At 66.6% G+C, this 19,892-nt stretch carries 18 protein-coding genes; 13 read left to right on the forward strand and 5 right to left on the reverse strand.

Annotated elements, in window-relative coordinates; translation table 11 throughout:
* Positions 1–16: 16 nt before the first annotated feature.
* Positions 17–337, reverse strand: a complete 321-nt coding sequence (locus F595_RS0108435; protein WP_022956427.1) for a 2Fe-2S iron-sulfur cluster-binding protein — start codon at positions 335–337, stop codon at positions 17–19.
* 107 nt (positions 338–444) lie between these two features.
* Here F595_RS0108435 and F595_RS13480 point away from each other — a divergent pair, with 107 nt between their 5' ends.
* The 4 genes from F595_RS13480 to plsB all read left to right on the forward strand — a co-directional run bounded on the left by F595_RS13480 (position 445) and on the right by plsB (position 7,039).
* Complete coding sequence (locus F595_RS13480) at positions 445–1,506, forward strand: AraC family transcriptional regulator (RefSeq protein ID WP_169446994.1); 1,062 nt, start codon at positions 445–447, stop codon at positions 1,504–1,506.
* Positions 1,507–1,520: 14 nt separating this feature from the next.
* Positions 1,521–2,366, forward strand: a complete 846-nt coding sequence (locus F595_RS0108445) for an SDR family oxidoreductase (RefSeq protein WP_022956429.1) — start codon at positions 1,521–1,523, stop codon at positions 2,364–2,366.
* Between the two features lie 162 nt (positions 2,367–2,528).
* Positions 2,529–4,421: an ATP-binding protein gene (locus F595_RS14235; RefSeq protein ID WP_156873845.1), complete on the forward strand. Its 1,893-nt coding sequence runs from the start codon at positions 2,529–2,531 to the stop codon at positions 4,419–4,421.
* Positions 4,422–4,498: 77 nt separating this feature from the next.
* On the forward strand, positions 4,499–7,039 hold the full coding sequence (plsB, locus tag F595_RS0108455; RefSeq protein WP_022956430.1) for a glycerol-3-phosphate 1-O-acyltransferase PlsB: 2,541 nt from the start codon (positions 4,499–4,501) through the stop codon (positions 7,037–7,039).
* A 65-nt stretch (positions 7,040–7,104) separates the two neighbouring features.
* Here plsB and F595_RS0108460 read toward each other — a convergent pair whose 3' ends face one another.
* From F595_RS0108460 to F595_RS0108470, 3 genes are read right to left on the reverse strand one after another with little or no spacing between them, the layout of a single operon-like run.
* Positions 7,105–8,154 (reverse strand): MBL fold metallo-hydrolase, encoded by a 1,050-nt coding sequence (locus F595_RS0108460; protein ID WP_022956431.1) that lies wholly within the window; start codon positions 8,152–8,154, stop codon positions 7,105–7,107.
* 60 nt (positions 8,155–8,214) lie between these two features.
* Complete coding sequence (locus F595_RS0108465) at positions 8,215–9,198, reverse strand: NAD-dependent epimerase/dehydratase family protein (RefSeq protein WP_022956432.1); 984 nt, start codon at positions 9,196–9,198, stop codon at positions 8,215–8,217.
* Positions 9,195–9,995, reverse strand: coding sequence for an SDR family oxidoreductase (locus tag F595_RS0108470; RefSeq protein ID WP_022956433.1), 801 nt, complete (start codon positions 9,993–9,995; stop codon positions 9,195–9,197). The genes F595_RS0108465 and F595_RS0108470 overlap by 4 nt, the downstream gene beginning before the upstream one ends.
* A 125-nt stretch (positions 9,996–10,120) precedes the next feature.
* On the opposite strand from F595_RS0108470, the gene F595_RS0108475 reads away from it, so the two are divergent.
* The 3 genes from F595_RS0108475 to F595_RS0108480 are packed head-to-tail and all read left to right on the forward strand — an operon-like array spanning position 10,121 to position 12,650.
* Entirely contained in the window at positions 10,121–11,128 is a 1,008-nt protein-coding gene (locus F595_RS0108475) for an AraC family transcriptional regulator (protein WP_022956434.1), read from the forward strand.
* A 36-nt stretch (positions 11,129–11,164) separates the two neighbouring features.
* Entirely contained in the window at positions 11,165–11,824 is a 660-nt protein-coding gene (locus tag F595_RS14665) for a hypothetical protein (protein WP_169446996.1), read from the forward strand.
* 46 nt (positions 11,825–11,870) lie between these two features.
* Positions 11,871–12,650 carry an HNH endonuclease gene (locus F595_RS0108480; RefSeq protein ID WP_022956435.1) on the forward strand — a complete coding sequence of 260 codons (780 nt, stop codon included), beginning with the start codon at positions 11,871–11,873 and terminating at the stop codon, positions 12,648–12,650.
* Between the two features lie 7 nt (positions 12,651–12,657).
* On the opposite strand, the gene F595_RS14915 is transcribed toward F595_RS0108480, so the two are convergent.
* Positions 12,658–13,197, reverse strand: a complete 540-nt coding sequence (locus F595_RS14915) for a PadR family transcriptional regulator (protein ID WP_022956436.1) — start codon at positions 13,195–13,197, stop codon at positions 12,658–12,660.
* 141 nt (positions 13,198–13,338) lie between these two features.
* Between F595_RS14915 and F595_RS0108490 the strand changes: the two genes are divergently transcribed.
* The 6 genes from F595_RS0108490 to cueR all read left to right on the forward strand — a co-directional run bounded on the left by F595_RS0108490 (position 13,339) and on the right by cueR (position 19,852).
* Positions 13,339–15,366 (forward strand): NADPH-dependent 2,4-dienoyl-CoA reductase, encoded by a 2,028-nt coding sequence (locus tag F595_RS0108490; RefSeq protein WP_022956437.1) that lies wholly within the window; start codon positions 13,339–13,341, stop codon positions 15,364–15,366.
* Positions 15,367–15,411: 45 nt separating this feature from the next.
* Positions 15,412–15,855, forward strand: a complete 444-nt coding sequence (locus F595_RS0108495; RefSeq protein WP_022956438.1) for a nuclear transport factor 2 family protein — start codon at positions 15,412–15,414, stop codon at positions 15,853–15,855.
* The gene (locus F595_RS0108500) at positions 15,852–16,940 is read left to right on the forward strand and encodes a YheT family hydrolase (protein WP_051144674.1); all 1,089 of its coding nucleotides are present in this window, start codon (positions 15,852–15,854) and stop codon (positions 16,938–16,940) included. Before F595_RS0108495 ends, F595_RS0108500 begins: the two co-directional genes overlap by 4 nt.
* Before the next feature lie 88 nt (positions 16,941–17,028).
* Positions 17,029–17,229, forward strand: coding sequence for a heavy-metal-associated domain-containing protein (locus tag F595_RS0108505; protein ID WP_022956440.1), 201 nt, complete (start codon positions 17,029–17,031; stop codon positions 17,227–17,229).
* A 2-nt stretch (positions 17,230–17,231) separates the two neighbouring features.
* Positions 17,232–19,424 (forward strand): heavy metal translocating P-type ATPase, encoded by a 2,193-nt coding sequence (locus F595_RS13490; protein WP_022956441.1) that lies wholly within the window; start codon positions 17,232–17,234, stop codon positions 19,422–19,424.
* Positions 19,421–19,852: a Cu(I)-responsive transcriptional regulator gene (gene cueR / locus F595_RS13495; protein WP_022956442.1), complete on the forward strand. Its 432-nt coding sequence runs from the start codon at positions 19,421–19,423 to the stop codon at positions 19,850–19,852. Before F595_RS13490 ends, cueR begins: the two co-directional genes overlap by 4 nt.
* Positions 19,853–19,892 lie beyond the last annotated feature (40 nt).

A 19,892-nucleotide genomic window follows, 5' to 3' on the forward strand; every position in this document is an offset into this window, starting at 1 on the left:
GTAAGGGGGCGGGCGATCACATCTGGAACTCGGGCAGACGCACGGTCATCCCGTCCATGTCGGCGCTGACGGTGATCTGGCAGGCCAGGCGCGAGGTCGGCTGGCGCTCGGGCGTCATGCACAGCATCTGGTCTTCCTCGGGGCCGCTGGCGCCGACGCGGTCCAGCCAGCGCGACTCGAGGATGACGTGGCAGGTGCCGCAAGCGCAGACGCCGCCACAGTCACCGTCGATGCCGGGCACGCCGTGACCGGTGGCGTGCTGCATCAGCGAGCGGCCGGCAACCAGCTCGGTTTCGTGGGTGTCGCCGTCGTGGCTGACAAACAGGATCTTTCCCATGGCGTGACTGCTCCCTGCGGGGTCGTGGATGGATGAACGTCATCTTGTGCCCGCGCCTCGCCATGGACTATGTTTCGCGGGACCAGATTTTTGTGAGATCAGCTCAGGTGCTCCTCCCCATCCGGCCGCGCGCCGCGGCCATGCCCGGGCATGTGCTGGCGCACGTGCTGGATACCGACCTGCTGTCCGCGGACGAGCGCGACCGCTTCCGGGCCCTGATGCTGCGCGAGCGTGTCGACACCGCGAGTCTGCTGCTGCCCGGCGCGCAGGCGCCTATGCGCTGGTTCCGCGAGGCCTGTCCGGACATGGATGCCGAGCAGGCTGCCTGCTTGGGCTACTTCGCCGGCGAGCAGGCGCGCCTGACGTCCTACAGCGTGCTGACCACGCCCCTGATCAGCGCCGGCTCGGTGAGCGAAGTGCTGCGCCTGCTGAGCTTCATCCCGCTGATCGCCAACGTGCTGCGCGTCAGTGTCGTGGAGCGCGACGACGCGGTCGCGGTGCTGCTGGCGGTGGACTCCGGTGATCCGGTGCTGGACCGCATCCCGGTCTATTACTGCGTGGCGGCGCTGGTGCATCTGCTGCGCCTGCTGCTGGACCAGCCGCCGGAGCTGGTGGTGCACATTGCCTGGCCGGGGCCGGACGGGCTCGCCGATCACCCGGAATGCCGTGCCGGCCGCCTGCGTTTCAACGCGCCCATGCACTACATCACCGTGCCGCGCGACACCCTGACCGCGGTCTGCCGCTTCTCCGACCCGATTGCCTACCAGAACGCCGTGGCCGGTCTGGAGGCGATGCTGCGCAGCCAGATCCTGGCCGAGGACCTGCCTGGCCGGGTACGGCAACTCATCGAGGCCCAGGGCGGGCTGCTGCCGCTGGAGGCCGCAGCGGCTGCGCTCAACCTGTCGGCAAGCACCCTCAAGCGCCGGCTCACCGAGGCCGGCACCTGCTACAGCGACATTCTGGCCGGCACCCTGCGTGACCGTGCCATGCTCCAGCTGGCGGATGCCAGGGTGTCTCTGGATGCCATCGCCACGGCGCTGGGCTACAGTGACCTGGCCAACTTCTCGCACGCGTTCAAGCGCTGGACCGGACACTCGCCCGGCGAGTTCCGGCGCACCCTGCGCGACGATTCCCTGCCCCTGCCGGCGCTGGCCGGCGGGTCTTCCTGATGAGGCGACATGACATGACGACAGTGACAGCAAACGGCAAGGTGGCTCTGGTCACCGGGGCCAATTCGGGCATAGGCCGGGTGACCGCGCGCGAGCTGGCGCGCCAGGGCTGGCGGGTGTTCCTGGCCTGTCGCTCGGGCGAGAAAACGCGCCCGGTGCTCGACGAGATCGCCGCCCTGGGTGGCCAGGCCGAGTTCCTGCCGCTGGACCTCGGCGACTTCGCCTCGGTCAACGCCTGCGCTGACGCCTTTCTCGCCCGCAACCTGCCGCTGCACCTGCTGGTGTGCAATGCCGGCTTGTCCGGAAAGCGCGGCATGACGGCATCGGGCTTCGAGATGACCTTCGGCGTCTGCCACATGGGGCACTTCCTGCTCACCGAGCGTCTGCGTCCGCGCCTGAGCGATTCGGCGCCGGCACGCATCGTGGTGGTGGCCAGCAAGATGCACCGCTGGGCCTCGTACATGACGCTGGACTGGGTGCAGCAGCCCTCGCGCACGCCCGGCACCCTGCGGGAATACTGCCTGACCAAGCTTGCCAACATCCTGTTCGTGCGCGAGCTGGCGACGCGTCTGGCTGGCAGCGGCGTCACCGCCTATGCGGTGCATCCGGGCATTGTCGCCACCGACATCTGGCGTTCGCTGCCCGGCCCGCTGGCGGCACTGGTCAAGCGCTTCATGGTGACGCCGGAGGAGGGTGCCCGCACCAGCCTGCATTGCGCCACCGCACCCGAGCTGGCGGGCGAGTCGGGGCGCTACTACGACCGCTGCAAGGCCGTCGAGCCGGCTCCGGCCGCGCAGGACCTGCATGCCGCCCGCCGTCTCTGGGAGGCCAGCGAGGCGTGGGTGCGGCCGGTGCTGTGAAAGGTTGAGGGGTTGAGTGGCGCAGGACACGCCTGCGCCGTGGCCGGGCGATTAACGGCACAACACGAAAACCCCGCACAGACGCTACACAATGCGACTGGTGATTAGCTGGCATCCCGCTAGCATGGTGCCGTCACCATCTGCTTGTCGGTCAGCCAGTCCATGCCCAGCCTCGGCGTCCTGCGGACACAGCTTTCGCGTTTCCTGTTTCCGGCGCTGGTGCTGGTGCTGTCGGCCGCCGTGGCAGTGTTTTTCGTCAATGATCACCGGCAGCAGCAGCGCCAGCAGGCGCAGGCACAGGTGCAGCGCATTCTCGAGCAGCAACGCACCGAGCTCCTGAAAAGCGTGAACTCGGTCATGTACCTCGCCACGGGTGTGGTTGCCTACATTCAGGCCAACAACGGCTACCTGCCCACCGAGCAGGCCATCAGCTGGATGCAGAGTCTGCAGCGCTACAATCCCTACATTCGCAACATCGGCCTGGCCCCGGACAACCGCATCCGCTTCATCTACCCGCTGGAAGGCAACGAGCAGGCGCTGGGCCTTCATTACTCCGATCTGGCGTCACAGTGGCCACGGGTCAAGCAGGCCATGGACACTCACCGTCCGGTCATGGACGGCCCGGTCAAGCTGGTGCAGGGCGGGCTGGGGCTGATACATCGCGCGCCGGTCTACCTCCGCAACGGTCGCTACTGGGGCGTGGTGAGCACGGTCATGCGCCTGGATCGCATTCTTGCCGACATCACGGCACAAGCGGCACGAGGCGGGGTCGCGCTGCAGTTCCATGCCACGCCATACGCAGGAGACCTGCGCTCACCCGGAGTGCTCGTGCTGAACCTGCCACTGGAGGGCATGACCTGGCAGCTCAGCGGCCATCTGCTTCAGCCGGCCGAAGCCGGCACCGATTACCCGGTACTGCTGGCCTGGGCCATGGTACTGCTGCTGACCCTGATTGCCTGGCGCCTCAGCGATTCCGCCTGGCAGCAGCGCCAGCTGCAGGTCAGTCTGACCCAAAGCCTGCGGCTGTTCCAGGTCGCCTTCCAGCACATGCCGCATGGCGTGCTCATCCTCGACAAGGAAGGTCGGATCGTGGAGGCCAATCCGGTTATCCAGCAGCTGCTCCGCCGCCCGGGGATCAACGCGCACGGGCTGCAATTTGTCTCGCTGATCAGCGCGAGCCAGCGTCAGGCGGCTGTGCATCTGCTGAGCGTTGCGCAGGGGGGCGAGCCGGTCACCGGCGAGAGCGAGATGGCTGGCGTCACGCCGGATACCGCGGTTCCGGTCGAGCTGTCAGCCGTCGGTCTCCACCATGAGCAGCTCGGCTGCCTGGTGTTCGTGCGCGACATTCGTGACAGCCGTCGCCTGCAGCAGGCGCAGAACGAGTTCATCTCCACGGCCAGTCACGAGCTGCGCACGCCGCTTACCTCCATCATCTGCGCCCTGGAGCTGATTCGCAGTGGCACGCTGGGGGCGCTGCCCGGAGATGTCGACGGCATCCTCGCCATGGCCATGACCAACAGTGACCGTCTGCAGAAGCTCATCAACGACCTGCTCGACACCAACCGTCTGATCCTCGGTCATCTGACCCTGGACATCGCGCCGGTGGACGCCGAGGCCGTGGCCAGCCGCGTGATCGCGTCGCTGCAGCCCATGGCCGCACCAACTGGCGTGACCCTGCATCTGGAGGTCGCGGGTCAGCCCCGGGTGCTGGCTGATGCCGACAAGCTGACCCAGGTGCTGGTCAACCTGCTCGCCAACGCCATCCGGTTTTCCTGGCAGAACGGACGAGTGGTGGTGCGTGTCGAGGCCATGTTCGAGTCCGTGCGTTTCAGCGTGCAGGACTTCGGGCGTGGCATCGACCCGGAATTTGCCAGTCGCGCCTTCACGCGTTTCGGCCAGGCCGACTCCAGTGATAGCCGCGAGCAGGGCGGTACCGGACTTGGCCTGTTCATCTGCAAGGGCCTGGTCGAGCACATGCAGGGGCGCATCGGCTACGACTCGAGCCCCGGCCAGGGCGCCACCTTCTGGTTCGAGCTCCCGCGCGTGTCGGCCTGAACGCCGGCCGGACACACTGGTCGGGCAGCGACCGGGCATGGTATTGAAGACGCCTGTCATGTCATGACTTTCCGGTCATGATGCAAGGAGATGTCATCGTGCGCCTGCCCGGTCTGGACCGCCTGCTGTTCTTCGTGATCCGTCAGCTGATGCGCCTGTGGGTGCGTCCGCAGGTGCTGCCCGCCGACCTCGCGCCGCTCGGCATCGATCCGGCCAGACCGGTGTGCTACGTGCTGCAGAACCGCCTGCTGTCGAACGTGCTGGCGCTGGAGACCGAGGCCATCCGCCTCGGTCTGCCGCGGCCGTTGCGCCCGCTGCGCAGCGGCGGCCTGCGCGAGCGCCATGCCCTGGTCTGCCTGACTACCGGCGAGCCGCCACTGCCGCTGATCACGCCGCGCCACACGCAGTCGCCACGGCTGGTGGCGCTGGTCGACGCCCTGCATGCCGACCCGGCGCTGGACGTGCAGCTGGTGCCGGTGAACATCTTCTGGGGTCGCGCGCCGGAGACGCAGAGCTCGTGGTTCCGCACCCTGTTCGCTGACTCCTGGGCGACGCCCAGCGTGCTCAAGCAGCTGGTCATCATCCTGCTGAACGGCCCCAGCACGCTGGTGAAGATCAGTCCGCCGCTGTCGCTGCGCCAGCTCTGTCCGCCCGAGGGCAGTCCCGAGCGCGCGGTGCGCAAGGTCTCGCGCGTGCTGCGCGTGCATTTCCGCCGCGAGCGCACGGCCGCCATCGGTCCCGACCTGTCGCACCGGCGCACCCTGCTGCGCGAGGTCTTCCACGCCGAACCGGTGCAGGCCGCCATCGCACGCGAGGCCGCCGAGCGCGGCGTCAGCCGCGAAGTCGCCGAGACCCGTGCCCGCCAGTACGCCAACGAGATCGCCGCCGACGCCTCGATGCCGGTGATGCGCACGCTGATCTTCTTCCTGGACTGGCTGTGGACGCGCCTCTACGACGGCGTGCAGGTCAAGCACTTCGAGGTCGTCGAGCAGCATGCCCGCGATCACGAGGTCATTTACGTGCCCTGTCACCGCAGTCACATCGACTACCTGCTGCTGGGCTATGTGATCTTCACGCGCGGCTACGTGTCGCCGCATGCCGCCGCCGGCATCAACCTCAACATCCCGGTGGTGGGCAGCCTGCTGCGTTGCGCCGGTGCCTTCTTTCTGCGCCGCAGCTTCAAGGACAACTTCCTCTACAGCGCGGTGTTCCACGAGTACCTGCACCAGATGCTGCAGCGCGGCTTCCCGATCAAGTACTTCATCGAGGGCGGGCGAAGCCGCACCGGGCGCCAGCTCGCGCCCAAGATCGGCATGATCAACATGACCCTGCGCAGCTACGTGCGCGAGCACAACCGGCCGCTGGTGTTCATTCCCGCCTACATCGGCTACGAGAAGCTGATGGAGGGACGAACCTACATCGGCGAGCTGCAGGGCAAGCCCAAGGAGAAGGAGAACCTGTTCGCGCTGGTGCGCTCGGTGCGCCAGCTCAAGAAGGTGTTCGGACGCGTGTACCTGAACTTCGGCGAACCCATCCTGCTCGACGAACGCCTGGATGCTTTGCTGCCGGGATGGCGCGACAATCCCGCCGTGCTCGATTCACCCGCGTTCATTCCCGCCTCGCAGCAGATCGGCCTCGACATTAGCCGCCACATCAACGCCGCCGCCGACGTCAATGCCAGCAACCTGCTGGCGCTGGTGCTGCTGTCGACGCCGCGGCATGCCATTGACGAAGAGGAGCTGGCCAGCCAGCTTGATGTCTGCAAGGCGCTGCTGCTGGCCGTGCCCTATGGCGACCACGTCACCGTCACCGAGCTCGACGGGCGCGGCATGATCGCCACTGGCGAGCGCCTGCGCATCCTGCAGCGGCGCCCGCATCCGCTCGGCGACCTGCTCTACCTGTTCGAGGAAGAGGGCGTGCTGATGACCTACTTCCGCAACAGCACGCTGCACCTGTTCGCGCTGCCATCGCTGATCGCGGTCATCCTGCTGCAGCACCACCAGGCCAGCCCGGCGCAGATCCTGCACCGGGTGCGCGCGGTGTATCCGTTCCTGCGCGCCGAGCTGTTCCTGACCTGGCCGGACGTGCAGCTCGATGCGCTGGTGCCGCGCTATCTGGCGGCGCTCGCCGATCTCGGTCTGATCGTGCCGCAGGGGGGCGGCGACTGGCGCGTGCCCGAGGCCAGCAGCGCCGAGCACGCGCGCCTGCACATCCTCAGCCGCGCCCTGCGGCAGACGCTGGTGCGCTACCACATGACCATCACCGTGCTCAGCCAGCGCGGCAGTGACCAGCTCACCCAGCAGCAGCTGGAAGAGCTCTGCCACCTGCTGGCGCAGCGCTTGTCGTTCGTGCGCGAGCTGAGCGCCCCCGAGTTCTTCGACAAGGCACTTTTCCGCGGCTTCCTGGACACGCTCGGCGAGCTCGGCATCCTCAGTGTCAGCGCGCAGGGCCGGCTGTGCTTCGATCAGCGCCTGAACACGCTGGCCGGCGAGGCGCTGGCGGTGCTGCCCAGCGGCATCCGCCAGGCCGTGCTGCAGGTGACCCAGGTCACCGACGAGGAAGTCGCCGAGGCGCTGCAGGCGGTGGCGGAGAAGAAGGGCAGGGTCAGGGCGGGGTGAGGCAGGTCCGCACCGTCCTGCGGATGACGGTGCGGCGCGTTCCTCGGCGCGGCGTCACACGGCCCTCAGCGGCGCGTCAGCCGGCCATGCACGGCATGTTTCACCGAGAAGCTGGGTGCGGTGCCGGGGAAGAGCCAGAACGGCGTCAGCTCCGACGACGGGAACACGTTGGGGTAACGCGGATCGCGCTGTGACGGGCCGGCAATGGTCAGCTCCTGCACCATGGAGATGTACTGGTCCACGGTGCTTTCCAGCGTGTTGCCGTTGATGATGACCTCGGTACCGATGCTGCGCGCGTAGTCGGCGACACCCCAGATCGTCGACAGATGGGGCGCGTAGGCGTCCACGCTGATGCCGTTTTCGCTGGTCACCCACAGGCCCTCGTCAGTGTGCACGACAATCGAGTGGTTGCCTTCGGTATGGCCCGGCGTGTGGATCAGGGCCACCCCGTCGCCGAGCATCACGCTGCCCTCGAACAGGATGACCTTGTCGGCGGCGATCCCGGCCAGCCCGTTCGGGCAGTACCAGTCGCGCTGGTAGGGATCGAGGTCCAGTGCCGATGCCCACTCGCGGTGATGCACCAGCAGCCTGGCGTTCGGCAGCAGGGCAGGCTGGCCATCACTGCCCAGCCAGCGCCGCACGTCCTGCGTGTGCAGGTGGTCATAGGTGATGTAGTCGACATCCTCCGGTGTCAGGCCGATGCCGGCGAGCACGTCGAGCACGGTGGCGTAGCGCGTCATCATGCGGTTGATGACAAAGTCCGGGGTCTTGTCCTGCAGACGGCGGAAATACGGCGTCTCGCCGCCGCGCTCGTGGTCCGAGGGCGACACCAGCAGTGTCTTGAGGCCCTCGGCGGTGTCGAACTGCACCACGAACACGCGGTTGGTGATGTGCAGGAACTCGTTCAGGCGTTCGGCCGAGTAGGCGTTGCGCAGGCCGTAGCGGGTCGGGTAGACGACCTTGATGAGGTCGAAGGACTCGAAGTAGCGCACCTTGGGGCCGGCCAGCATGTGGCGGCGGAAGTCCTGCGCGGCGGCACGGGTGTCCTCGACGCGGGTGCGCTGGCCGAGGGCGCGCCGGCTGCCGTCGAAGGTGGTAATGGCGGTGAGAGTCATGACAGGGTCTCCATGGGCGTTATTGAAACAACAGACGTCATCGACGCAATCAGAAAAGGGTCAGCGGTGCTGTGCCGCCAGGTCGCGGCCGAGCTGGCGCATGCCCTGGTGCAGGGGAATGCGCGGCTGGTAACCGAGCATGCGCTGCGCCTTGGCAATCGAGATGGCATGACGACGGGTCAGGAAGCGCAGGCCGGCACGCTGCACCGGCAGGCTCAGGCCGAGCGGACGCGCGACCCGTTCCCCGAGGCGCAGGGCGCCATCCAGCAGCCAGGTGGGTGCCACCGGTACCGGTCCGTGGCCGGTGACCTTGGCCAGCAGGCCGAAGTAGTCACGGCAGGATGTGGCGATGCCGTCGGTCAGGTTGAATGCCTCGCCGGGTGCGGCCGGGTGGTCGGCGGCCAGCAGCACGCCATCGATGAGGTTGTCGACGTGCACGTGGTTGATGACGCCGCGCCCGCCCGCGGGCAGGATGAACTGGCGTTTTGCCATGATGCCCAGCGGACGCGTGATCCAGGGCACGCTGCCGACACCGTAGACGTCGCCGGGACGAAGCACGACGACCTCGAACCCGTTTTCGGGCGCGTTGAAGGCGAGCGCGATGCGCTCGCTGCTGAGCTTGGTCTCGTTGTACAGGTTGTCGTCGGTGGTGAACGGGCCGGTTTCGCCGACCTGGTCGGGGTAGTCGAAGCCGTAGACCATGATCGATGACAGGTGCAGCAGACGCGTCACGCCCGCTTCGCGTGCTGCCCTGCAGACGGTCTCGGTGCCCTGGTTGTTGACGCGCTCGTAGAGCGCGCGCGGGCCGTCTTCCTGCACCACGGCGGCGGTGTGAAACACCAGGTCGGCGCCGGCAAAGACCGGGGCCAGGCTGCCGGCATCGGTGATGTCACCAACGCGGGCGTCGGCACCGAGCGCACGGGCACGTGCCACGGCCTCCGGCGACAGATCCACGCCGCTGACCCGCCAGCCCAGCGCCAGCGCGCGCTCGGTCATGCGCAGGCCGATGAAGCCGCCGATGCCGGTGATCGCGAGATGTCTCATGACTGGTACTCCCTGGCGGCGAAGTGCCTGCGGCCGCGCGCCCGGGCACGATCGAGCTGGCTCAGGAAGAGGGCCGGAAAGGCGTTGCAGACCTTGCCCATCAGCTCGTCCCGGAAGGGCAGGAAATACTCCACCGGACGCTTGCGCAGCACCGGTCCGAGGATGGCGGCGGCGACCTCGTCGACGCTGAGCGCGCGCGCGCCCGAGAAGGTCAGGGCGGCATCGGGGTCGCCGCGCTGCTGTTCCAGCATGTCGGTCTTCACCGGGCCCGGCCCGAACAGGGTCACCGCCACGCCATGCGGCCTGAGGTCGCCGGCGGCGGCGATGCTGAAGCCGCGCACCGCGAACTTGCTGGAGGCGTAGAGTGTGGTGCCGGGGGTGGCGTAGAGCGAGGCCACCGAGCCGACGTTGATGATGTGTCCGGCGCGGCGCACCTTCATGTGGCGGGCGAAGGCATTGGTGCCGTGGATCACGCCCTTGACGTTGACATCGAGCATGAGGTCGATGTCGTCGGCCCGGAGCTCGCCGGTCTGGCCGCTGCGCAGCACGCCGGCGACATTGATCAGCACGTCGGGCAGCGCGCCCTCGGCGTGCAGCCTGTCGGCCAGCCGCTCCCAGGCGGCACCCTCACGCACGTCGAGCGTGGCGGCACGGACCCGCCCCTGCCCGGTGGCGACCAGTGTTGACAGGGCCTCGGCGTCGCGGTCGGCGGCAATCACCGAGTGGCCGTCGGCGAGGGCGCGGCGGACAAGAGCATGGCCGATGCCGCGGGCGGCGCCGGTGATCAGGATGCGCATGGCACGGTTCCTTGAACGTGGTTGACGGAAAGCACTGTAGCGTGACAGGCCCTGACAGGCTTGACCCGCCATGCCGGCAGACTTGACACTGCACGCCATCCGACGACCGGTCACGATGCCTTGCCATGGCCCTGAACCCGCGCATCCCCGCCACCTTCCCGCAGATGCTCATCGAGCACTTGCAGGCGCATGATGTCGCGCTCGCCGACGTTCTGCCCACCGGCCTGCGCGAAGCCGACTGCCTGGCCGCCGATGGACTCGCGATGGCGCACTGGGTGGCGTTGCTGGAGCAGGCCGCTGCCCGGCTCGACGATCCCTGCCTCGGGCTCCATGTCGGTCAGCGCATCACACCGCGCCACCTCGGTCCGCTGGGCTATCTGCTGCTGGCCATGCCCAGCCTCGGCGCCGCGCTCGACAAGCTCAACCAGTACCAGCGCCTGGTCTACGACATTACCCCGATGGCCGTGCGCGCCACCGGCGACGGCATCGAGCTGGTCTGGGATGCCGAGCATGGCCGCCCCGGTCGGCTCTCCGACGACACCGCCATCGCTGCCCTGGTGCAGTTCACCCGTGACATCGCCAGCGGTCCGCCGTTGCGCCTGCGCAGTGTGCGCTTCATCAACCCCGCGCCTGCCGACCCACGACCCTACGAGGCCTTCTTCGACTGCCCGGTGCAGTTCGACCAGCCCGAGACGGTGCTCAGCATTCCCGCGGACACCCTGTTCCGGCCGCTCACCGGCAGCGACCCTGGTCTGACCGCGCTGATGGAGACCCAGGTCAGGCAGCGTCTGGCCTTGCTGCCGGCCTCGGTGGCAGGGGTGGACGCGCTGCGCCAGGCGATGGGCGAGGCGCTGCACCTCGGCGAGCCGACCCTGGCCGGGATGGCCGCCGCGCAGGGACTGTCCGCGCGTACCCTGCAGCGCCAGCTCGCCGCTGCCGGCACCAGCTTCAACCGCGAACTGGCGGCGGTGAGGCAGCAGCTGGCCGAGGCCTACCTCGCCGACCATCGCCTGACCGTGTCGGATGTCGCCCAGCTGCTGGGCTACTCCGAGCACAGCGCGTTCACACGGCGCTTCACGGCGGCGGCGGGGTGCTCGCCGAAAGTCTGGCGGGCGAGGCTGCGGTCAGGGTGAGGCGGGAAGTGGCTACACATTATCTGTTTAGGCTCGATGTCATCACGCAAAGCCGTCATCGTCGTGCCAAGCAGACAAGGAGGTTTTATGAAAAACTCACATCGCATTATTGGCATCGGAATAGCAGCAAGCATTTCTGGGTGTGCATATCACCGTATGCCTGAGCTTTCACAGTACACCGGAGCTACCTATGAGCCATGGATGAGCGCGGAGGCTTTGTCAGCGATTACGTTTGACCTTCCGGCCTCCAAATCCAAGATCAAAGAGGCGTTGCCTGTCTGTGTGGCTCAACATGTGACCAACCGTGAAGTCAGTCTGAGTGATTCGTCCAGTAGCTTCTGGGGCCCATATAGTGGCCGCTATTACAACCTGCAACGAACATATGGTGTGGGCGGCGGCAATGTAATCCAGCAAGTAGGAGATGATGGACGTGTAGTAGTTGCACAGGGTGTTACTCGTTATCAGGCAGGTGCATTGGTTGAGCGTTATGTGCGCTTTACTCTGACTGCGCGCCAATTATCGACGGGTACGAGTTTTCGTTTTGCAGCGCTAGAACAGGCACAAGCCAATACTGGTGCTGTTGCGAATATGGGATACACCAAAATCGGCAGCTTTGCAGGCTCTAACCCTGACCAGGCAGCAGCTACGTTGAAAGTTGTTGCTGACAACATTTATCACTGCCTCAGTAGTAATTGAGAAGTTTCCAAATGTCGCTTTCATTTTCTAAGCACAGTATTTGATCATGGCGGAATGGACACGTGACCAAGTACTGATCGCTCTGAATCTGTACTGCCAGCTTCCGTTCGGGCGGCTGCACTACCGGAACCCTGAAATCATCGAGGTCGCCGCCAAGCTCGGTCGTACACCCGGTTCGCTAGCGATGAAACTCACCAACCTGGCCAGCTTGGACCCGGTCATCGTCGAGTCCGGCAGGAAGGGGCTGAGTGGGGCATCGGCCCTTGATCGACGTGTTTGGAAGGAGTTCCAAGAGAATCCTGAGCAGGTGGGATACGAGAGTCAGGTGCTCATGGATGCCTTGGTGGATGGCTCCAAGAGCCTTCATGATTTAGCCAGCGAGGCCGATGAGCTAGACGTCCCGGCCAGTTATCGTGCTGAGACCACGACGGCCACGGTGACAGTGCGCGTAAAGCAATCGTTCTTCCGGCGGGCTGTGCTTAGCAGTTATGACAGCATGTGCTGTATGAGCGGGATCAAGCATCCCAGTTTGCTTGTGGCTAGCCACATCGTCCCGTGGTCAAAAGATGAGCACAATCGACTGAACCCCGCGAATGGCTTATGCCTGTCTGCCCTTCATGACAAGGCGTTTGATCGAGGGCTATTAACGGTGATGCCTGATCTTAAGATTCGCGTTTCTTCGGCCTTGCGTGAGACTGAGGATCGGCCAATGGCTATGACATATCTGATGGGTTTGGATGGTGAGACGATCCGGCTACCGAAGAAGTTTGCTCCAGATAAGGAGTTTTTGCGGTATCACAACGAGAAGGTGTTTGTGGGCGTGTAGGGATGGCTTATAGGTGCCGATCTCCCAACAGCCCCAACGCCCGCTCACAAAACTCCACCTGCGCCTGCTCCGTCACCAACCCCGACTGCAACACCAGATACTGCAACTGCTCCGCCCGCGTTAGCACCTTGCTGGCAAAATCCCGCTGCTCAATCTCCTGATACAACGCCAACTGCTTCCGATGCTTCTCCAACCGATGCCTGAGATCATTCACCACCCCAGCCCCCGGCCCCAGCACCGCCTCTGCGCGCAGCCTCACCATCAGCGCATCCCGCAATGGAGCAGGGTCCTCAGCCTCACCAACCCACCGCTTCAGCTCCGCCTGACCCGCCGCCAACACTTCATAAACCTTCTTGCGCCCACGTGCCCCTTCCTCGGCCGCAGCCGTCACCCAGCCTGCCGCTTCCAGCTTCCCCAGCTCCTTGTAGATCTGCTGATGCGATGCCGGCCAGAAGAAGCCGATGGAGCGGTCGAAGCGCCGTGCCAGGTCCAGGCCCGAACAGGGGCGTTCCAGCAGCGAGGTCAGCAGGGCGTGGGGCAGAGACATGGGCCGCTCTTCATGGAGTCTTGCCGGACAGCATAGTGCGATTCTGCAACTAGTTGCAATTCACGCAGTCGTCAGCTATAAATATGCAATCAGTTGCATAAAAGATTGCAAGACCAAACGACAAAACAAAGGTGCCTCATCATGTCGTCGACGCTCTACCCGAACCTCCTCGCGCCGCTGGACCTCGGCTTCACCACCCTGAAGAACCGCGTGCTCATGGGCTCCATGCATCTGGGTCTGGAAGAGGCCGAGCACGGTTTCGAGCGCATGGCCGCGTTCTACGCCGAGCGTGCTCGCGGCGGCGTCGGCCTGATTGTGACGGGGGGCATCTCGCCGGATGAGCGCGGTCTGGTCTTCGCCGGTGGCGCCAAGCTGACCACGCCGGAAGAGGCCGGGCACCACCGCGTGATCACCGAGGCGGTGCATCGCGAAGGCGGCAAGATCGCCATGCAGATCCTGCACACCGGGCGCTATTCGTATCAGCCGGGTCTGGTGTCGGCGAGCGCGGTGAAGGCGCCGATCAATCCGTTCAAGCCCCACGCGCTGACGCATGAGGAAGTGCTGGACACCATCGAGAGCTTCGCGCGCTGCGCGGCGCTGGCGCAGCAGGCCGGCTATGACGGCGTCGAGGTCATGGGCTCCGAGGGCTATCTCATCAACCAGTTCATCGCAGCGCGGACCAATCACCGCGATGACGCGTGGGGCGGCAGCTACGAGAAGCGCATGCGTTTCCCGGTCGAGATCGTGCGCCGCGTGCGTGAGCGCGTGGGGCCTAACTTCATCATCATCTATCGTCTGTCCATGCTGGATCTGGTCGAGGGCGGCTCGACCTTCGAGGAGACGGTGCAGCTGGCGCAGGCCATCGAGGCGGCGGGCGCGACCATCATCAATACCGGCATCGGCTGGCATGAGGCGCGTATCCCGACCATCGCGACCAAGGTGCCGCGTGCCGGTTTCACCTGGGTGACCCAGCGCATGATGGGCAAGGTGAAGATTCCGCTGGTGACGACCAACCGCATCAATACGCCGGAAGTGGCGGAGCAGGTACTGGCCGACGGCCACGCCGACATGGTGTCGATGGCGCGTCCCTTCCTGGCGGATGCCGATTTCGTGCGCAAGGCGGAGCAGGGCCTGAGCGACGAGATCAACACCTGCATCGGCTGCAATCAGGCCTGTCTCGACCAGACTTTCCAGCTCAAGATCACCAGCTGCCTGGTGAATCCGCGCGCCTGCCACGAAACCGAGATTCCCATCACCCCGGTGGCCGCGCCCAAGCGCATCGCGGTGGTGGGCGCCGGCCCGGCTGGCCTGGGCTTCGCGGTCACCGCCGCCGAGCGCGGCCATGACGTCACCCTGTTCGATGCCGCCAGCGAGATCGGCGGCCAGTTCAACATCGCCAAGCAGGTGCCGGGCAAGGAAGAGTTCCACGAGACCATTCGCTATTTCAGCCGCATGGTCGACAAGCATGGCGTGCAGCTGAAGCTCAACACGCGCGTCAGCGCGGAGCAGCTGCGTGAGGGCGGCTACGATGAGGTCGTGCTGGCCACCGGCATCGTGCCGCGAACGCCGGCCATCCCTGGGGTCGAGCACGACAAGGCGCTGAACTATCTGGATGTGCTGCGCGACAAGCGCCCGGTCGGGGCCAAGGTGGCGGTGATTGGCGCTGGCGGCATCGGCTTCGATGTCAGCGAGTACCTGACCCACAGCGGCACCAGCGCGAGTCTGGATGCCGACAAGTTCAACCGCGAGTGGGGCATCGACAAGGATTACCGCGAGGCGGGCGGCATGATGCAGGCCGAGGTCGAGGCGTCGCCGCGCGAGGTCTTCCTGCTGCAGCGCAAGGCATCCAAGGTCGGCGATGGCCTCGGCAAGACCACGGGCTGGATTCATCGCGCCGGGCTGGCCGCGCGCCAGGTGAAGATGGTGCCGGCGGTGCAGTACGAGCGCATCGATGACGCCGGCCTGCACGTGCGCATCAATGACGAGCCGCGCGTGCTGGATGTCGATCACGTGATCATCTGCGCCGGTCAGGAGCCGCAGCGCGAGCTGCACGCCGATCTGGTCGCGGCCGGACTGAGCGTACATCTCATCGGGGGCGCGGATGTCGCTGCCGAGCTGGACGCCCGCCGCGCCATCAACCAGGGCGTGCGCCTCGCCGCCGCGATCTGACCCGACGGCCAGCACTGGCCGTCTTGACCGAATCAGGAGCCACCCATGACTACTGCCTTGCACCTTGCCCCCGCCGTCGCTGCGTCACTGGCGCGCTGGCACGCCATGATCGCCAGCCGTGACTTTACCGGTCTGCTCGACATCACCCGGCCGGATGTCACCTTCCGCTCGCCGGCGGTGTTCAAGCCCTATCACACGGCGCCGGTGCTGCACGTGATTCTCTCCACCGTCATCGGTGTGTTCGAGGACTTCGCCTACCACCGCGAGTTCGCCACCGGAGACGGTCTGAGCGTGGTGCTGGAGTTCAGCGCCCGCGTCGGCGACCGCGAGCTGAAAGGCATCGACATGATCCGCTTCGACGAGCAGGGTCGCATTGCCGAGTTCGAGGTCATGATCCGTCCCCTCAGCGGCCTGCAGGCGCTGGCCGGCGAGATGAACCAGCGTTTTCCGGCCGCGCTGGCTGCGGCGGGTCTGGCGAAGCCGGCATGAGCGCATCCGGTCAGGTGCCCGCAGGATGGGTGGGGCGCGGTCGCCGGCCGCAGGTGATCTGCCACGACAGCCCGCGCAACCGTGAGGTGGTGGCGGCGTTGCCGCCGCTTCAGACCGACTTCACCCCCACGCCCTGGCTGTTCAATGCGCACGCGCAACTGATCTTCTACAGCCTGCGCAAGATCAGCCAGCAGCGGCGCCAGCGCCGCGCGGCACTCTATGACCACCGCGAGCGGCTGACCATGCGCGATGGCGGGCTGACGGCGCTGTACTGGTGCGGTCACGACCTGCCGGCTGACACGCCGACCATCGTGGTGCTGCACACCATCACCGGCTCGCCGGACAGCATGGCCGAGCTGGTGCGCGACCTGCGCCGGGGTACCGGCTGGCGCGTGGTGCTCTGCCTGCGTCGCGGTCATGCCGACCTGCCGCTGGTGACGCCGCGCATGAATCTGTTCGGTTGCACCGATGACCTGCGCGAGCAGCTGGCGGTCATTCGCAGACGCTTTCCCGATTCTCCGCTGTACGCGGTCGGCTCCTCGGCCGGCTCCGGCCTGCTGGTGCGCTACCTGGGTGAGGAGGGCGAGGCCGCACCGTTCCGCGCCGGCTTTGCCTACTGCCCGGGCTATGACACCGACGCCGGTCTCGATGTCGTGCATCCGCGCTACAGCCGGATGATGGCGAGGAAGCTGCAGCGCCAGTTCATCACGCCCAACCACACGCGCCTGGCGCATCTGTCCACGCTGCCGCGCCTGCAGGCAGCGGAGGATCTGGCCAGCTTGCATCGGGCGCAGTTCGAGCTCGCTGGCCACCCCGACTACGCGGCCTATGACCGTGCCAGCAACCCCATGCACGTGTTCGAGCGCATTCGTGTGCCGCTGATGGTGCTGAATGCCGAGGATGACCCGGTTTGCCGCATCGGCAACCTCACGCCCTGGCTGCCGACCATGCTCGCGATGCCCAACGTGATCCTGGTGACCACGGCCGAGGGCAGCCACTGTGCGCACTACGAGGGCTGGGCCGCGCGCTCGTGGTCGGCGCGCCTGATGAGCGGGTATTTCAGGGTCATGCACACGGTCGCGTGACAAGCGACATGGGTGCTTGACCTTGCCCCTGTGGGAAGGTGCAAGCTGACCTCATCCCGTCCCGGGACGGTTCAACGAGGAGGTCATCATGACGATTCTGCACGTGTCAGGCATGGGCTGCGGCCGTTGCGAGGCAGCCATCACCCGTGCCATCCAGGCCGCTGATCCCGATGCGGTGGTGCATGTCGAGCGCAGCGCCGGCCGGGTCACCGTCACCTCGTCGCTGCCGGACGCGACCCTGTGCACGCTGGTTACCGAGGCGGGCTATCCGGCTACGCCGGGAGGCTGATCATGCGCCATCAGATCGGCATCAACGGCATGACCTGCGCGTCCTGCGTGCGTCATGTCGAAACGGCCTTGCAGCGTCTGCCCGGTGTGCAGTCAGTGTCGGTGAACCTGGCCACCGAGGCAGCCACTCTGGAGGCTGCTCCCGAGGTGACCCCGGCGGCCATCCGGGCGGCGGTGGAGGCGGCCGGGTATGTCGTGCGTGAGGACACGCCGGAGGCAGCCGACGCCCTTGATGCGCAGGCACGCCGCGAGACCTGGCACCTCTGGCTGGCCATTCTGCTGACGCTGCCACTGGTGCTGCCCATGCTGGCCATGGCTGCCGGCGTGCATGCCGTGCTGCCGGCCAGCGTGCAGTTCCTGCTCGCCACCCCGGTGCAGTTCGTGTTCGGTGCGCGTTTCTATCGTGCCGGCTGGCATGCGCTCAAGGCGCGTACCGGCAACATGGATCTGCTGGTGGCGTTGGGCACCACGGCGGCCTACGGGCTCAGCCTGCAGCAGATGCTCAGTCATCCTGATGGCCATTCCCATCTGTATTTCGAGGCCTCGGCGGCGGTCATCACCCTGGTGCTGCTCGGCAAATGGCTGGAAACGCGCGCACGCCGCCAGACCACGGCGGCCATCCGTGCCCTGCAGGCACTGCGCCCGGACACGGCGCGGGTGATTCGCGACGGGGAGGAACGGACCCTGCCACTGGCACGGATTCGCGTCGATGACGAGGTGCTGGTGCGTCCCGGCGAGCGCATTCCGGTGGATGGCGTGATTCTCGCCGGCCGCAGTCTGGTGGACGAGTCGCTGCTTACCGGCGAAAGCCGTCCGGTGCCGCGCGAACCCGGCGACCGGGTGGCCGGTGGCGCAATCAGTGGCGATGGCGTGCTGCGCGTCCGGGTCACGGCGATCGGTGCCGACACGCTGCTGGCGCGCATCATTCATCAGGTCGAGGCGGCACAGGCGGCCAAGGCGCCTATCCAGCGCCAGGTTGACCGCGTCAGCGCGGTGTTCGTGCCGGTGGTGCTGGTGATCGCGCTGGTCACGGCACTGGGCTGGTGGCTCGCCGGTGCCAATGCCGAAACCGCGATCATCCATGCCGTGGCCGTGCTGGTGATCGCCTGCCCCTGTGCGCTGGGGCTGGCGACGCCGACCGCGATCATGGCGGGTACCGGGGTGGCGGCGCGTCGCGGCATCCTGATCCAGGACGCCGAGGCGCTGGAGACCACGCATCAGGTGCGTGTGGTGGCGTTCGACAAGACCGGCACGCTGACGCTGGGCAAGCCGGCGCTGATCGCGCATGAAGGTGAGGTGCTGGCCCGCGCCGCCGGTCTGCAGGCCGACAGCGACCACCCGCTGGCGCATGCGCTGCAGACCTTCGTGGCTGCCAGCAACGTGACCGCCATGGCGGCCGTGAACGTGCGTGCGGTGCCGGGACGTGGTGTGCAGGGCGAGCTGGCTCCCGTGCCCGGTGCCGAGGCGGAGCAGCCCGGCGAGACCTGGCTGCTGGGCAACAGACAGCTCATGGCCGAGTCGGGGGTGGCGCTGGGCGAGGCGGAGTCGCGTGCTGCCGCGTTCGAGGCCGAGGGCGCCTCGGTGTCATGGCTGGCCCGGGCCGGTGCCAGCCAGACGGCGGGCTTCCTGGCCTTTCGTGACCAGATCCGTCCCGAGGCGGCCGAGGCCGTGCGCCGGCTGCAGGCGCTGGGCATCACGCCGGTCATGCTCACGGGCGACAACGCCGGCAGCGCGCGCGTGGTGGCCGATCAGCTCGGCATCACCGAGGTGGTGGCCGAGGTGCTGCCGGCGCAGAAGGCCGAGGTGCTGACGCGACTGCGCGCGCGCGGCGTCACCGCCATGGTCGGTGATGGCATCAACGATGCCCCGGCGCTGGCCACGGCCGATGTCGGCATGGCCATGAGCGATGGCACCGATGTCGCCATGCACACCGCCAAGGTCACGCTGATGCGCGGCGATCCGCGCCTGATCGTCGATGCCATCGCGATTTCGCGGCGCACCTGGCGCACCATCCGGCAGAACCTGTTCTGGGCCTTCGCCTACAATGTGGTGGGCATTCCCCTCGCGGCGCTGGGCTACCTGAGCCCGGTGGTTGCGGGGGCAGCGATGGCCTTTTCGAGTGTCAGCGTGGTGACCAATGCCCTGCGCCTGACCGTGTGGCACCCTGAGCGTGATGATGAGGAGACCCCGCGATGAACATCGGCGAAGCGGCGCGACGTTCCGGCGTCAGCGCCAAGATGATCCGGCATTACGAGGCCCAGGGCCTGATCACGCCGGGGTTGCGCAGCGAGGCAGGTTACCGCCTGTTCAGCGCCTCGGATGTCGACACCCTGCGCTTCATCCGCCAGTCCCGGCTGATGGGGTTTTCACTGCCCCAGGTCAGTGATCTGCTGTCGCTCTGGCGCAATCCCGGTCGCAGCAGCCAGGAGGTCAAGCGCCTGGCCAGCGCCCATGTGGCCGAGCTGGATGCGCGCATTCGCGAGCTGACGGCGATGCGTGACGCACTGGCCGGACTGGCGCGCAGCTGTCACGGCGATGCACGTCCGGACTGTCCGATCCTGAGCGGTCTGGCCGATGGCGTGGTCCGCGATTCCGGACCGTGCGCGACACGCAAGGAGACATGACGATGAACGATGCACCTGAACACCGATCCGTCGCCGGTGC

This window comes from Perlucidibaca piscinae DSM 21586 (assembly GCF_000420045.1).
GTDB lineage: Bacteria > Pseudomonadota > Gammaproteobacteria > Pseudomonadales > Moraxellaceae > Perlucidibaca > Perlucidibaca piscinae.